Here is a 14467-nt window from a genome sequence, read left to right as displayed (position 1 = left end):
ACAGACTCGACCATCCGCCACCCGACCCATACGCCCTATGATGGATCCTCGAAGCTCTTCACCATCGGGCTGAAGCCGCTCGAATTCGATCGCTGGATCGAGGTCGATGAATTTCTCCTGCCGCATCTGGCCGAAAAGCAACGGCTCTATGCGGAAATACCGGAAAAGGTCTTCGTCGAGGAAGACGGCACGCGCGACGCCCAGAGCGAGGTGCTGGACCTGCTCGTCGCGCATCTTGCGGCGAACCATCCGCACACCCATCGCGGTGCAGGTTCTGACGTCGAGGTCGCCGGCCTTGGAAGCATAAGCGACAGGCTGCCCCCCGCCTTGCGCAAGGCACCATTGGCAAGGGCTTCGCTGCTCGTCCAGGAAGACTTGATCCTGATGCGGCGCGACGAGCGCGGCTGGCGGCTCGCCGCCGGCTCGCTCTGCTTCCCTTCATCCTGGTCGCTGCGGGAGAAATTCGGCAAGCCGCTGCAGGAGATCCACGAACCGGTGCCCGGCTTCGGACCAGGCACGCGGCCGGCCGAGCTCATCAACCGCATGTTCGACGGACTGCAGGGCCAGGCGGTCGAGCGCTTCAACTGGTCGATCCAGGCGAATGACAGGCTCTATCATCCGCTCTCCAACGTCGAGCGCATCGACCGCGCCACCAACCGTCCGAGCCGCTTCCCCGACGGCGACGTCAACGCCCATGCCTTCATCCGCGTCGAACGCCAGACGCTGCGCAAGCTGCCCGCTTCGCGCGACATCCTCTTCACCATCCGCATCCACCTCGACCCGCTCAAGGTGCTTGATGCGCATCCGGGCCGGGCAGCACTGGCGGCCTCATTCGCGCAGCAGCTCCTGGCTCTCGACCAGCAACAGCTCGACTACAAGGGTCTGACCGCCGACCGCGACCGGCTGGTTGCATTCCTCGGCCGCATGGCCGGATCGGCTTAACCACACGCCCAGAACGGCTCAGCCGGCGGTTGGCGCTTTTCGCTGGTTTATGACAATGATCTGTGGTGTAGCGCTTGGCCGTCGGGCCAAAGGCGCCCGGTTTTGCGCGTGTTTGAAGGAGTGTGCGAAAAAATGGCGAATGAAAACTGGCCCGTTTACGGTGAAATCACCGGTCCCGTCGTGATGATCGGCTTCGGCTCGATCGGGCGGGGAACGCTGCCGCTGATCGAGCGCCATTTCAAGTTCGACAAGTCGCGCATGACGGTCATCGACCCGCTCGACACCGACCGCAAGCTGCTCGACGAGCGCGGCATCGCCTTCATGCAGGACGCGGTGACCGAGAAGAACTACAAGAAGCTGCTCACGCCGCTTCTGACCAATGGCGGCGGCCAGGGCTTTTGCGTCAACCTGTCGGTCGACACCGGTTCGGTGGACCTGATGAAATTGTGCCGCAAGCTCGGCGTGCTTTACATCGACACCGTCGTCGAGCCGTGGCTGGGCTTCTATTTCGACGCCGAGGCCGACAATGCCAGCCGCTCCAACTACGCGCTGCGCGAGGCGATGATCAAGGAAAAGCAGGACAAGCCCGGCGGCCCGACGGCGGTCTCCACCTGCGGCGCCAATCCCGGCATGGTCTCGTGGTTCGTCAAGAAGGCGCTGGTCAACCTCGCCACCGACCTTGGCCTCGAGTTTTCGGAACCCGCGCAGGAAGACCGCGAGGGCTGGGCCAAGCTGATGAGGAAGGCCGGCGTCAAGGGTATCCACATCGCCGAGCGCGACACCCAGCGCACCAAGAAGCCGAAGCCGATGAATGTGTTCTGGAACACCTGGTCGGTCGAAGGCTTCATCTCGGAAGGCCTGCAGCCGGCCGAGCTCGGCTGGGGCACGCACGAAAATTGGATGCCGAAGAACGGCAAGAAGCACAAGCACGGCTCCAAGGCGGCGATCTATCTGGAGCAGCCCGGCGCCAACACGCGCGTGCGCAGCTGGTGCCCGACGCCGGGCGCGCAATACGGCCTGCTGGTGACGCATAACGAGTCGATCTCGATCGCCGACTTCTTCACCGTGCGTTCGAAGAAGGGCAAGGTCCAATACCGCCCGACCTGCCACTACGCCTACCATCCCTGCAACGACGCCTTGCTGTCGCTGGACGAGATGTTCGGCGCCGCCGGCAAGCCGCAGCCGGTCCACCACGTGCTTGACGAGAACGAGTTGGTCGACGGCGTCGACGAGCTCGGCGTGCTGCTCTACGGCCACGACAAGAATGCCTACTGGTATGGCTCGCAGCTTTCGCTGGCCGAGGCGCGCAAGCTCGCCCCCTACCAGAACGCCACCGGCCTGCAGGTCACCTCGGCGGTGCTCGCCGGCATGGTCTGGGCGCTGGAGAACCCGACCGCCGGCATCGTCGAGGCTGACGAGATGGACTACCGGCGCTGCCTCGAAGTGCAGTTGCCTTATCTCGGGCCGGTCAGGGGCTACTACACCGACTGGACGCCGCTGGATAACCGGCCGGGACTCTTCCCCGAGGACCTGGACAAGGACGACCCGTGGCAGTTCCGCAACATTCTGGTCCGATAGCGCCGGGACTGACCAGAGGCAGCGCCTTGCAATCGCCCGGAAATCGGGCGATTGAAAGGAGCGGACTGAGGAGAGGATTTTCAAGAATGACCATTGCGCGCAAACTGCTTTCGGCAGCCGCCGCGGCAAGCCTTTTGGCCGCCGCCGCCTGCACCACCACCGGTCCATCGGAACCGCCGGCCGCCGCCGCTCCCAAGGGGGTCGAAGGCAACTGGATCGACGGCACTGGCCAAGCCGTTTCCACATTCAGTAGTGGAAAATATACGACGGTTGCCGCCCAGACCGGTGAGAAATTTGCGGAGGGTACCTACACTATGACTGGCGCCACATCACTTGAGATCACAGGTACCTCATTGATTCGCCAGACGCCAATCCACACCAATTGTTTGTTGGTATCCATCAACCAACTAAACTGTACCGACGCGGCTGGGAAGAATTTCGTATTTACCCGGCGCTCCTGAACAGCCAGAAAGCAGCCCGCTCGAGTTCAGCTGACAGCGAACTCTGGCGAATGCTTGGCTAGAGCAATTTCAGGAAAAGTGTGAGCGGTTTTCCGTCCGGAATTGCGTCAAAACAAAGAGATCGAGCGTTTCACCGTTTCCGTGAAACGATGAAACGCTCTAGCGCAATTGTGAAGATCGGTTGGCGGCATTTTTTTGCCGTTGCTTAGCGAACAAAATTACTTTTGATTGCGAGCAGGGGGGGATCTTCAGAATGCGCAAACGTTTCATTCTTGCTACCGTCGCGGTCATCGCTGGCTGTCAGACCGGCCCGATGCCAAGCGCCTTCAAGCCTGGCTCTACATTCTCGCAACGGCAGTTCGATTATGACCAATGCAAGATCGCCTCTCTGAAGGAAATACCGCAGGCCATGGCGACTCAAATCAATCCTGGTGTCCACACACCGGGCACAGTGACCTGCAACACCATTGGCTCATCGACCTACTGCAATGAGATGGGCGGCCTCAATATTCCCGCAACAGCGTCGACCTATGACGTCAATGAAGGTCTGCGCGGCAGATATATTTCCAGTTGCATGATGCGAAAAGGCTATTCCATTATCGTTCGGCCGGCATGTGCTTCCGCAGAAGCCCGGCAGAAGGCGGCGATTACACCGCAGCCCACCAATCCGAACGATTATCAGTGCACGCCTGGCGTTAACCTGGATGGCTAACGAGCGCTAACGCCGTCGGTTTCATAGTTCTCTCAACATATCTTGGCGCGCACATCATCGATGCCGATATCGCTGTCTAAAAAGGGACGGCGGCGCGAGCCGCCGTCCCTTTTTAGCGCCGGCAAATATCTCCCCGATTGTGCTTGCATCAGCTGGGACCCGATGTGAACATGAACCCGAGGCTGACTGTTATTTTCCAGTCAAGCGAAGGCTTTAAGCAATGTCGAAGTCAATTTACCGGGAGACAAAGATGAAGAAGATTGCCGCCATCCTAGCCCTTTCAGCTTCGACGCTTGGCCTGTCGGCCGGCGTGTCCTTTGCCGACTACACACTGAACATCCTGCATTTCAACGACTGGCATAGCCGCATCGAAGGCAACAACAAATACGAATCGACCTGTTCCGCCGAAGAGGAGACCAAGGGCGAATGCATCGGCGGCGCCGGCCGGCTGATCACCGCAATCGCCGCGGAGCGCAAGAAGCTCGAAGGCCAGAACGTGCTCTTGCTCAATGCAGGCGACAGTTTTCAGGGCTCGCTGTTCTACACCACCTACAAGGGTGCGGTAGAGGAGGAATTCCTCAATCAGATCAAGCCCGACGCGGTGACGCTCGGCAATCATGAGTTCGACGACGGCGAGACAGCGCTTGTGCCTTTCCTCGACAAGGCGAAGTTCCCGGTCGTCAGCGCCAATGTCGTGCCTAACGACAAGTCCGGCGCCGCCGGCAAGTTCAAGCCGTCGATCGTCGTCGAGGTCGGCGGCCAGAAGATCGGCATCATCGGCGCCGTCACCAACGACACGCCGGAACTCGCCTCGCCCGGCCCGAACATCGCCATCGCCGACGACGTCAAATCGATCACGGCCGAGGTCGAGAAGCTCAAGGCGCAAGGCATCAACAAGATCATCGCGGTCACCCATATCGGCTACAGGCGTGAACGCGACGTGATCGCCAAGATCCCGGGTATCGACGTGGTGGTCGGCGGCCACAGCCACACGCTCCTGTCCAACACCGATCCGAAAGCCGAGGGACCGTACCCGACGATGGTCGACAACCCCGACGGCTCCAAGGTGCCGGTGGTGCAGGCGGCGTCCTATTCGAAATATCTCGGCGAGTTCAAGGTCGTGTTCGACGACAACGGAAACGTCAAGGAGGCTAGCGGCGCTCCGATCTATCTCGACAAGTCGATCACGCCCGATCCCACTGTCCTTGCCCGCATCAAGGAGCTCGGTGCGCCGATCGAGGCGCTGAAGAACAAGGAGGTGGCCGAGACCACCAAGGCGATCGACGGCAGCCGCGAGAACTGCCGCGCGCGCGAATGCGAGATGGGCGATCTCGTTTCCGATGCCATCCTCGACCGCACCAAGGGCCAGGGCGTCGAGATCGTCATCTCGAACGGCGGCGGACTGCGCGCCTCGATCGACCAGGGCACGGTGACGATGGGCGAGGTGCTGACCGTGCTGCCGTTCCAGAACACGCTGGCCACCTTCAAGATTTCGGGCAAGGACCTGGTCGCTGGCCTGGAAAGCGGTCTCAGCCAGGTCGAGGACGGCGCCGGCCGCTTCCCGCAGGTTGCCGGCCTCAAATATTCCTTCGACAAGTCGGTGGCGCCCAACGCCGGCCGCGTCAAATCGGTCGAGGTGATGGAGAACGGCGCTTGGGCGCCGATCAACCCCGACAAGCAGTATCTCGTCGCCACCAACAACTATGTCCGCCAAGGCGGCGACGGCTACAAGGTCTTCGCCGAGAAGGCCACGAACGCCTATGACTACGGCCCAGGCCTGGAGCAGGTGGTGGCCGACTATCTCGGCGCCCATCGGCCCTACACGCCGAAGCTCGACGGCCGCATCACCGAGATTGCGGCAACGACCGCAGCGGCTGAGCCGGCCAAGCCGGTGGAACCGGCGAAGCCCGCCGAGACCGCTCCCGCCGCCACCCAGGCGCCTGCGGCCGAAGCAGCAAAGCCGGCCGAGACCGCACCGGCGAACGCTGAGCCTGCAATGCCGGCGCTGCCTTCCGGCTCCGGCGACATTGCCGGTACACCACCGGCCGTTCCGGCTGAAGCCGCACCTGCCGAGACCGCGAAGCCGGCCGAGACGGCGCCTGCGGCTCCGGCTGCGGAACCGGCAAAGCCTACCCCTGCTCCCGCCGCCGAACCGGCAAAGCCCGCTGAAACCAAGCCGGCAGAAACAAGCCACACCGTCGCCGCCGGCGATACCTATTGGGACCTGGCAAGGAAAGCCTATGGCGATGCGACCAAGTGGAAGCTCATCTCCGAGGCCAACAAGGACTTCAAGCCGCGTCGCCTGCCGCTCGGCGCGACGCTGACCATTCCGCCGGCTGCGAAGTAAGCGGCCACTCCGGAATTCATGGCATCCGCCCGGGAAACCGGGCGGATGTTCCTTTTCCTTTGCCAAACACGATAAGGTGCGGCCAGACGCAGCATTGAAAACCGGCAGGGCATCGCTAGTTTCCGCGGCGCTATCGGAGACCGTTGATGACGCTTGCCAGCCCCACCGATGTCAAGACCGCGAGGACCGCTGGTCTGCTGCCTGCCGGCCACCCGGCGGTTAAGCAGGGCAAGGTCGGCGTCATGCTGATCAATCTCGGCACACCCGACGGAATCGAATTCGCGCCGATGTGGCGGTATCTCAGGGAATTCCTCTCCGACCCACGCGTCATCGAGCTCAACAAGGCGATCTGGTATCCGATCCTTTACGGCCTGGTTTTGACGACCCGGCCAAAAAAGTCCGGCGCCAACTATGCCAGGATCTGGAATCGGGAGAAGAACGAGTCGCCGCTGCGCAGCTTCACCCGTTCCCAGGCAGAGAAGCTCGCCAGTACCCTCGCCGATCACGCGAACGTCGTGGTCGATTGGGCGATGCGCTACGGCAATCCTTCGACCGCAAGCGTCGCGCAAAGACTGGTCGAGCAGGGCTGCGACCGTATCCTGTCCTTCCCGCTCTATCCGCAGTATTCAGCAACGACGACGGCGACCGCCAACGACCAGTTGTTCCGCGCGCTGATGAAGATCAGAAACGCTCCGGCGATCCGCAGCGTACCGCCCTATTATGATGAACCGGTCTACATCGAGGCTCTCGCTCACTCGATCGAGCGGCATCTTGGGACGTTGGACTTCGAGCCCGAAGTGGTTATCGCGTCCTATCACGGCATTCCGAAGCCGTATTTCGAGAAGGGCGACCCCTACCACTGCCATTGCCTCAAGACGACGCGGCTGCTGCGGGAAAGGCTCGGCTGGGACGAGAAGAAGCTCATCACCACCTTCCAGTCGCGCTTCGGCGCGCAGGAATGGCTGCAGCCCTACACCGACGTCACGGTCGAGAAGTTGGCGAAGGACGGCGTCAAGTCGATCGCCGTCGTCAATCCGGGCTTTTCCGTCGACTGCATCGAGACGCTGGACGAGATCGGCCGCGAAGCGGCCGAAACCTTCCATCACGCCGGCGGCAAGAACTTCGCCCATATCCCCTGTCTCAATGACAGTCCCGAGGGCATGGCGGTCATCGAGGCGCTGGTGCGGCGCGAGCTTTCCGGCTGGGTGTGACCGGCTTCACCGACAGCTCGAAACCGGTGCGCAAAACCCGCCGCTAACCAATATTGGCGATCACCTGATTGTAACGTTGCGGAAACACACTTAAGTGATTCCGTGAGGTCGCCGCCTTTGAGGGAGAAGCGAAATGGGCTTTAGCGGTTTCGATATTGCAATCATTGTCCTTGTTTTCCTTGTCATCATTCTTCTTTTCAAAGGCATCAAGACGGTGCCGCAAGGCTATAATTACACGGTGGAGCGCTTCGGCCGTTACACCAAGACGCTGACCCCTGGCCTCAACATCATCAACCCCATCTTCGAGCGCATCGGCGCCAAGATGAACATGATGGAACAGGTGCTCGATGTCCCGACGCAGGAGATCATCACCCGTGACAACGCCATCGTCGGCGTCGATGGGATCGCCTTCTTTCAGATCCTCAATGCCGCACAGGCCGCCTACCAGGTCTCAGGCCTGCAGAACGCCATCCTCAACCTCACCATGACCAACATCCGTACCGTCATGGGCTCGATGGACCTCGACGAATTGCTGTCCAACCGCGACGCCATCAACGAGCGCCTGCTGCGCGTCGTCGACGAGGCGGCGCACCCCTGGGGCATCAAGATCACACGCGTCGAGATCAAGGACATCAACCCGCCGGCCAACCTTATTGAATCGATGGGCCGCCAGATGACGGCCGAGCGCAACAAGCGCGCCCAGATCCTGGCTGCCGAGGGCTTGAAGCAATCGCAGATCCTCGAGGCCGAGGGCCGGCGGGAAGCCGCCTTCCGCGATGCCGAAGCGCGCGAGCGCTCGGCGGAAGCCGAAGCCAAGGCGACCCAGGTCGTGTCGGAAGCCATCGCCAAGGGCGACGTGCAGGCGCTCAATTACTTCGTCGCCCAGAAATACACCGAGGCGCTGTCCAAGATCGGCTCGGCGCCCAACAACAAGATCGTGCTGATGCCGCTTGAGGCGTCATCCCTCATCGGCACGCTGGGCGGCATCGGCGAGATCGCTCGCGAAGTTTTCAAGGGCGACGGCTCTTCCGGCACGCAGCGGCAGGCATCCCGCCCGCCGGTCGTCAAGCCCGGCGACAACTGATGTGACGCCGTCCGGGGTGGGAGAACATCAATGATCGACCGCATCGTTTCGGAACTCGGCCCGTGGAACTGGATGGTTCTGGGCATCGTGCTCCTGGTGATGGAAGTCGTGGCGCCCGGCGTGTTCATGCTGTGGATCGGCATCGCGGCGCTGATCATCGGCGCGGTGTCGCTGGCGATCTGGGACGCCGCCTTCTGGACCTGGCAGGTCCAGGTCCTGGCCTTCCTCGTGCTGGCCGTGGTCTCGGCCTATGTCGGCAGGCAGATTGCGGTTTCGCGCCAAGGCAGCGTCGACCAGCCGCTGCTCAACCGCCGCGGCGCCCAGATGGTCGGCCGTACGGCGACATTGACCGAGCCGATCAAGAACGGCCGCGGCCGCATCCGACTCGGCGACACGCTGTGGCGCGTCTCCGGACCCGACCTGCCGGTCGGCACGCAGGTGCGCGTGACCGGAGCGGCGGATACGGATCTGGAGCTGACCGTCGAGGCGATCTGAGCCGACTGCCGCTCAGGATGCGTTGGATCTTGACGCTGTCTAAGCGGCGCCGATGCGCAGCAGATCGTGCAGATGCACCAGTCCGACCGGACGTCCGCCTTCGACGACCATGAGGCTGGTTATGGCGGATGTGTTGATGGTCTGCAGCGCGGTCGCCACCAGAGTGTCCGGGCTGGCCGTCTTCGGCTTCCTGGTCATCACCTGATCGACGCTCATCGTCAGAAGGTCGCTGGCAATGTGGCGGCGGATGTCGCCGTCGGTGACGATGCCGACCAGCGCGCCGTCGGCGCCGGTAATCGCCACGCAGCCGAAACCCTTGCGCGACAATTCCAGGATCGCCTCCTGCATGCCGGTGCCCGACGGCACCAGCGGCAGCCTTTCGCCGACATGCATGATCTCGCGTATCTGGGTCAGGTTGGCGCCGAGTTGGCCGCCCGGATGGAAGGTGCGGAAATGGTCCGGCGTGAAACCGCGTGCCTCGAGCAGCGCGATCGCCAAGGCATCGCCCATGACGAGCTGCAGCAGGGCGGAGGTTGTAGGCGCCAGCCCATGCGGGCAGGCCTCGGGCACGGACGGCAGCAGCAGCACCACATCGGCGGCCCGCGCCAGCGCCGAGCTCTCGCCCGACGTGATGGCGATCAGCGGGATGGAAAAGCGCCTGGAATAGGCGACGATGCCCATCAATTCCTTGCTCTCGCCCGACCAGGACATGGCAATGATGGCGTCGTCCCGGGCGATCATGCCGAGATCGCCGTGGTTGGCCTCCGCCGGATGGACGAAAAAGGCTGGCGTGCCGGTCGAGGCCAGCGTCGCGGCGATCTTGGAGCCAATATGGCCGCTCTTGCCGACACCTGTGACGATGACGCGGCCGTCGATCCGCGAAATCAGGTCGATAGCGGCTGCAAAAGGCTCCGCCAAGCCATTCTCGAGCGCGGCGGCCAAAGCCGCCACACCGGCCTGCTCCGTCGCCACCGTTCTCAGCGCCGATTCGATCGCAGCCTGCCTGTTGGGCTGCTTTCTTTCTGGGGACCCAGCATGCATGGGCGAAGCGATTAGCGCTTTGCCGCGCCCCTGTCCAACAGAATTGCCTTGAGCCCCCGATTGGAAGGGCTCCGAGGAGGCTCTCTCAACCCTCCGTTAACCATCCGCATTTACGGTTCGGTAAGTATGGCGCAACCGCGCCGCGCAAGCAGTGGTGACGATGTCCGGGGGCCAGCCTGAAACGAAAATCGGTCGGAGGGGCATTGCCGTTGCAGCACTGCTGCTGACGGCGAGCGCGCTTGCCTTGCTGCGTCCGGCGCCGGCATTTTCGCAGGAAACCGAGCTGCGCGGCGAGGTATCCGAATCGGCGATACTCGCCGACCAGCAGCGCAAGGCCAGACAGTTGCGGGCGCAAGGGACGCAGGACCAGAACGCTCCCGCTTCGGTCGTCCAGGACACGGCGCCCACGACCTATCAGCCGGCAAGCCCCGGCGCCGTTCCCGACGACGACCATACGGCGAGTGCGTCGGACAGCGTCTTCGACCAGCCGCAGGCGGCCAACGATCCGCTGGCCGACACGAAGGCGCCGGCAAAGCCGCGCCGGCCTTCGACGGCAAAGCAGCGCGCCCTGAACGCCAAGGCCGACACGAAGGCGAATACCAAGACCGCCGACAAGAGCAAGGCGAAGAAGAAGACGGGCGAGGCAACCGACAACACGACCACCGCCGCGACTGCCGCCCCCGGTGGGCAGGCAGATGCCGCGGCGACCGACGACGGCAGCAACCGCCGCGCCGTCACCATCGACAGCGTCGATAAGCAGAAGCTCGACCCGGGCCAGGAGCGCACCGGCTCGATCGATGGACAGAAGGTCAAGCCGGAGGAAGATCCCTTCGCGGCTCCCGGCGTCAGGATCGGCACCTTTCTGTTCCGGCCGACGCTGGAGCAAGGCTTCACCGCGACGTCCAATGCCGATTCCAGCAGCACCGGCAAATCGGCCGTTCTGTCCGAGACGGCGCTGCGTTTCACGGCGACCTCCGACTGGCGCGAGAATTCGGCTCTGATCACCGGCTACGGCCAGTTCCGCAACACCGTCTCAGGCGAGAAGATCAACGATGCGCAGGGCCGCATCGAAGGCCAGCTCAACGTCGATCTCGACAACGAGCTGCGCGCCATCGCCAAGCTCGGCTACGAGGCGGCGCCGGAATCGGCCTCCTCGCCGGATGCGATCGCCGGTGTCACCCAGCAGCCGCTGCGCCAGACCGTGGACGGCAGCTTGGGCGTCGAAAAAAGTGTCGGCAAGATGCGCTATGCGCTGACCGGGGCGGTCTCGCATGATTTCTACGGCGACGCCGAGCTCTCCAACGGCACCACCGTGTCGCAGAAGGATCGCGACTCCACGCTCTACACCGCGACCTTGCGCACCGGTTACGAGGTCTCGCCCGCGCTGACGCCCTTCACGGAGGTCGAGGCCGGGCGGCGCGTCTATGACCTGCGCACCGACACCGACGGCTTCCAAAGGTCCTCGACCAGGCTTGGCGCGCGTGCCGGCCTCGAGCTCGATATGGGCGAGAAGCTGTCCGGCGAATTCTCCGCCGGCTGGCTGCGCGAGGCGATCGACGACAGCCGCCTGCCGGCGGTGGCGGGCCCAAGCATCAACGCCGACCTCAAATGGTCACCCGAGCGCGGCACCACCATCGGGCTCACCGGCAAGACCAGCGTCGAGACGACAACGACCGCCGGCCAGAGCGGCGATATCCTCTATTCCAGCCGTTTGACCGGCGAGCGCCAGATCCGCGCCAACCTGACGGCAAACTCGGCGCTTGGCCTCGATTGGCGCGACTATACCGGCTCCGACGGCCACGATCTGATCCTGAGCGCCGAGGCGGGGCTCACCTGGTGGCTCAATCGCTATGCCGGGGTTACCACCCGCGTCAGGACCGAGAAGCTGACCAGCAACCTGCCCGGCCGCGACTACACGGCCAACAGCGTCTATCTCGGTCTGAAGGTCCAGCGCTGAAGAGCAGCGGCAATGGCCCAAGCCTATGCCGAGATTCAGGTCAGGCCGAGACGAGAACGGTGGGTTCCGAGAACCGGAGCGGAGCGTACTCAAAGTACGTGAGCACCGGAAGCGCAGGAACCTGCCGTTCGCAGACCGGCCTCACCTGAATATCGGCATAGGCTAGAACGCGGCGCCGCGACGGTCAACCGGCCGCACCTCATCCAGCAGCGTGCGGATGACGCCGGCCATGCTGCCATTCATGTCGCTGCGCCACAGCGCGAAGGCGACGTTGGCCTCGACGAAACCTTCAGGCGAGCCGCAGTCGAAGGTGCGCCCCTTATAGTGATAGCCGTAGAAGGGCTGCTTCTTCTCCAGCTTCAGCATCGCGTCGGTCAGCTGGATCTCGTTGCCGGCGCCGCGTTCCTGGCTTTCCAGGATGCCGAAGATTTCCGGCTGCAGGATATAGCGGCCGTTGATGAAGAGATTGGAGGGTGCCGTGCCCTGCTTCGGCTTCTCCACCATGCCGGTGATGCGAAAGCCGTGATGTGTGTCCTCGCCGCGGCCGACAATGCCGTATTTATGCGCCTCGAGGGGGTCGCATTCCTGCACGGCGATGATGTTGTTGCCGGTCTCGGCGTAGAGCTCGACCATGTCTTTCATGCAGCTCTTTTCCGACTGCATGATCATGTCGGGCAGCAGCAGCGCGAAGGGCTCGTCGCCGACCAGCTCGCGAGCGCACCAGACGGCGTGGCCGAGGCCCATCGGCACCTGCTGGCGCGTGAAGCTTGTCTGTCCCGGCGCCGGCTGCAGCCGCTGCAGGCGGGCGAGCTGGTCGTCCTTGCCGCGCTGGGCGAGCGTGTCGTAGAGCTCGAACTGGACGTCGAAATGGTCCTCGATGACCGCCTTGTTGCGCCCGGTCACGAAGATGAAATGCTCGATGCCGGCCTCGCGCGCCTCGTCGACCACATATTGGATGACCGGCCTGTCGACGACGGTCAGCATTTCCTTCGGGATCGCCTTGGTGGCCGGAAGGAACCGCGTGCCGAGACCTGCGACCGGGAAAACTGCCTTGCGAACGCGCTTCATGCTGACACCCCTGCTTTTCGGCCAATTATCCGCTCGGCGGCACGCTCCGCAATCCCCCCAAACATTTTCACGCCGGAATCATTTTCACGCCGGAATGTTTGGCTACTGAACGGCCAGGTTGAATGTGAGAGCTAAAAGCCGCGACACCTCTTTTCGTTCCCGGCGGCACCTATGGTAAACTAAATACTAACCCGGTTCGGCGTTGAATGATCCTTCCTGATTTGACGAAGGAGGAAATGATGTCCGTTCGCAACACCGCGAGGCGCCTGACGGCACTGGCGACTGCAGCCGGCCTGACATTGGCCTTGCTGATGCCCGCCGGACCCGCTTTCGCCGATGTCGGGTTCCGCCAGTGGGTCGCCGCCTTCCGCGCCACCGCGGTGGCAGGTGGCGTTTCGGGCGCTGTCTACGATCAGGCCATGAGAGGCATCGAGCCCGATCCGGTCGTGCTGGAAAAGGCCCGCACCCAGCCGGAATTCACCGCCCCCGCCTGGGATTATTTCGACAACCGCGTGCATGACCAGTCGGTGGCCAACGGCCGCGCCATGGCGAAGAAATGGAAGCCTTGGCTCGATCGCATCGAGGCGCGGTTCGGTGTCGACCGCAATATCCTGCTGGCGATCTGGTCGATGGAATCCAACTACGGCGAGATCCTCAAGCGCGACGACATCATGCGCAATGTCATCCGTTCGCTTTCCACCCTCGCCTATGGCGACGCGAAGCGCTCGAAATACGCCCGCACACAGCTGATCGCGGCGCTGAAGATCCTGCAGACCGGCGACATCGACGAGAGCCATCTGATGGGCTCCTGGGCCGGCGCGATGGGCCAGACCCAGTTCATCCCGACCAGCTATCAGCGCTACGCAGTCGACATGGACGGCAATGGCAGGCGCGATATCTGGAACTCGATCCCCGATGCGCTGGCGACCTCGGCCAATCTGCTCATGAAGAATGGCTGGCAGGCCGGCAAGACCTGGGGCTATGAGGTCACCATACCGGCCGGCAAGCTGCCCGGCGGCGCAAAGACAATCGCCCAATGGCAGGCTCTGGGGGTCGTCAGGGCCAGCGGCAAGCCGTTCAAGAACCTGACCGACAAGGCGACGCTGAAAGTGCCGGACGGCCGGGGTGGCCCCGCCTTCCTGATGATCCGGAATTTCTCGGTCATCAAGGCCTACAACAATGCCGACAAATACGCCTTGGCCGTCGGCCTTCTCGCCGACGAGATCGCCGGCGGCACCGGCTTGGTGCAAGACTGGCAACGCCCCTTCACCAAGCTCAGCTTCGAGGAGCGGCAGGAGCTGCAGAAGCGGCTTTCCGAGCATGGCTATTATGAGGGCAAGTTCGACGGCAAGATCGGTGACAGCTCGAAGGCGGCCATCATGGCCTATCAGGCCAAGGTCGGCCTGACCCAGGATGGCTATCCGAGCCTTGAAGTGCTCAAATGGCTCCGCAAGCAGTAGAGCGCGCGGAATCGCCAGGTATCCTTTCAAAGACGGCAGGGATGCTGTAGCGCTTCGGCTTGCGCATGACTTTCCCGCGTCTGCCTGGTCATGCGCCAAGGGATGGAGAGG

Annotated in this window: 12 protein-coding genes; 10 read left to right on the top strand and 2 right to left on the bottom strand. The window is 63.0% G+C overall.

Going from position 1 to position 14467, the window contains the following annotated elements:
- Nucleotides 1-12 precede the first annotated feature (12 nt).
- From DPM35_RS06745 to DPM35_RS06710, 8 genes are all read left to right on the top strand, one after another.
- A complete protein-coding gene (locus DPM35_RS06745) occupies nt 13-942 on the top strand; it encodes a heme-dependent oxidative N-demethylase family protein (RefSeq protein ID WP_112126533.1) in 930 nt (309 codons plus the stop codon).
- 132 nt (nt 943-1074) lie between these two features.
- Nucleotides 1075-2520, top strand: a complete 1446-nt coding sequence (locus DPM35_RS06740) for a homospermidine synthase (RefSeq protein WP_112126532.1) — start codon at nt 1075-1077, stop codon at nt 2518-2520.
- Between the two features lie 86 nt (nt 2521-2606).
- Nucleotides 2607-2981 carry an Omp10 family outer membrane lipoprotein gene (locus DPM35_RS06735; protein WP_112126531.1) on the top strand — a complete coding sequence of 125 codons (375 nt, stop codon included), beginning with the start codon at nt 2607-2609 and terminating at the stop codon, nt 2979-2981.
- A gap of 253 nt (nt 2982-3234) precedes the next feature.
- Entirely contained in the window at nt 3235-3693 is a 459-nt protein-coding gene (locus DPM35_RS06730; protein ID WP_112126530.1) for a hypothetical protein, read from the top strand.
- A gap of 250 nt (nt 3694-3943) precedes the next feature.
- Nucleotides 3944-6040 (top strand): bifunctional metallophosphatase/5'-nucleotidase, encoded by a 2097-nt coding sequence (locus DPM35_RS06725; protein ID WP_112126529.1) that lies wholly within the window; start codon nt 3944-3946, stop codon nt 6038-6040.
- A gap of 146 nt (nt 6041-6186) precedes the next feature.
- A complete protein-coding gene (gene hemH / locus DPM35_RS06720) occupies nt 6187-7251 on the top strand; it encodes a ferrochelatase (protein ID WP_112126528.1) in 1065 nt (354 codons plus the stop codon).
- A gap of 133 nt (nt 7252-7384) precedes the next feature.
- Nucleotides 7385-8335 carry an SPFH domain-containing protein gene (locus DPM35_RS06715; RefSeq protein WP_112126527.1) on the top strand — a complete coding sequence of 317 codons (951 nt, stop codon included), beginning with the start codon at nt 7385-7387 and terminating at the stop codon, nt 8333-8335.
- 30 nt (nt 8336-8365) lie between these two features.
- On the top strand, nt 8366-8830 hold the full coding sequence (locus DPM35_RS06710) for an NfeD family protein (protein WP_112126526.1): 465 nt from the start codon (nt 8366-8368) through the stop codon (nt 8828-8830).
- A gap of 39 nt (nt 8831-8869) precedes the next feature.
- Here the strand turns inward: DPM35_RS06710 and DPM35_RS06705 are convergent, their stop codons facing one another.
- Nucleotides 8870-9871, bottom strand: coding sequence for a KpsF/GutQ family sugar-phosphate isomerase (locus tag DPM35_RS06705; RefSeq protein WP_112126525.1), 1002 nt, complete (start codon nt 9869-9871; stop codon nt 8870-8872).
- A 160-nt stretch (nt 9872-10031) separates the two neighbouring features.
- On the opposite strand from DPM35_RS06705, the gene DPM35_RS06700 reads away from it, so the two are divergent.
- Nucleotides 10032-11828, top strand: coding sequence for an outer membrane beta-barrel protein (locus DPM35_RS06700; RefSeq protein ID WP_181591942.1), 1797 nt, complete (start codon nt 10032-10034; stop codon nt 11826-11828).
- A 162-nt stretch (nt 11829-11990) separates the two neighbouring features.
- Here DPM35_RS06700 and galU read toward each other — a convergent pair whose 3' ends face one another.
- On the bottom strand, nt 11991-12896 hold the full coding sequence (gene galU / locus DPM35_RS06695; RefSeq protein WP_112126524.1) for a UTP--glucose-1-phosphate uridylyltransferase GalU: 906 nt from the start codon (nt 12894-12896) through the stop codon (nt 11991-11993).
- A 239-nt stretch (nt 12897-13135) separates the two neighbouring features.
- On the opposite strand from galU, the gene DPM35_RS06690 reads away from it, so the two are divergent.
- The gene (locus DPM35_RS06690; protein WP_112127079.1) at nt 13136-14356 is read left to right on the top strand and encodes a lytic murein transglycosylase; all 1221 of its coding nucleotides are present in this window, start codon (nt 13136-13138) and stop codon (nt 14354-14356) included.
- The last annotated feature ends 111 nt before the right edge of the window (nt 14357-14467 follow it).

It is taken from the genome of Mesorhizobium atlanticum (assembly GCF_003289965.1).
Taxonomy (GTDB): domain Bacteria; phylum Pseudomonadota; class Alphaproteobacteria; order Rhizobiales; family Rhizobiaceae; genus Mesorhizobium; species Mesorhizobium atlanticum.
The sequence above is the reverse complement of the archived record's forward strand: the minus strand, read 5'-3'. Positions and strand labels throughout refer to the sequence as shown.

What these genes read in the sequence shown, in the direction of transcription:
- DPM35_RS06710 (WP_112126526.1), top strand. Translation starts at nt 8,366, where the DNA reads ATGATCGACCGCATCGTTTCGGAACTCGGCCCGTGGAACTGGATGGTT.
- DPM35_RS06735 (WP_112126531.1), top strand. Translation starts at nt 2,607, where the DNA reads ATGACCATTGCGCGCAAACTGCTTTCGGCAGCCGCCGCGGCAAGCCTT.
- hemH (WP_112126528.1), top strand. Translation starts at nt 6,187, where the DNA reads ATGACGCTTGCCAGCCCCACCGATGTCAAGACCGCGAGGACCGCTGGT.
- DPM35_RS06700 (WP_181591942.1), top strand. Translation starts at nt 10,032, where the DNA reads ATGTCCGGGGGCCAGCCTGAAACGAAAATCGGTCGGAGGGGCATTGCC.
- DPM35_RS06705 (WP_112126525.1), bottom strand. Translation starts at nt 9,871, where the DNA reads ATGCATGCTGGGTCCCCAGAAAGAAAGCAGCCCAACAGGCAGGCTGCG.
- DPM35_RS06715 (WP_112126527.1), top strand. Translation starts at nt 7,385, where the DNA reads ATGGGCTTTAGCGGTTTCGATATTGCAATCATTGTCCTTGTTTTCCTT.
- DPM35_RS06740 (WP_112126532.1), top strand. Translation starts at nt 1,075, where the DNA reads ATGGCGAATGAAAACTGGCCCGTTTACGGTGAAATCACCGGTCCCGTC.
- DPM35_RS06730 (WP_112126530.1), top strand. Translation starts at nt 3,235, where the DNA reads ATGCGCAAACGTTTCATTCTTGCTACCGTCGCGGTCATCGCTGGCTGT.
- DPM35_RS06690 (WP_112127079.1), top strand. Translation starts at nt 13,136, where the DNA reads ATGTCCGTTCGCAACACCGCGAGGCGCCTGACGGCACTGGCGACTGCA.
- galU (WP_112126524.1), bottom strand. Translation starts at nt 12,896, where the DNA reads ATGAAGCGCGTTCGCAAGGCAGTTTTCCCGGTCGCAGGTCTCGGCACG.
- DPM35_RS06725 (WP_112126529.1), top strand. Translation starts at nt 3,944, where the DNA reads ATGAAGAAGATTGCCGCCATCCTAGCCCTTTCAGCTTCGACGCTTGGC.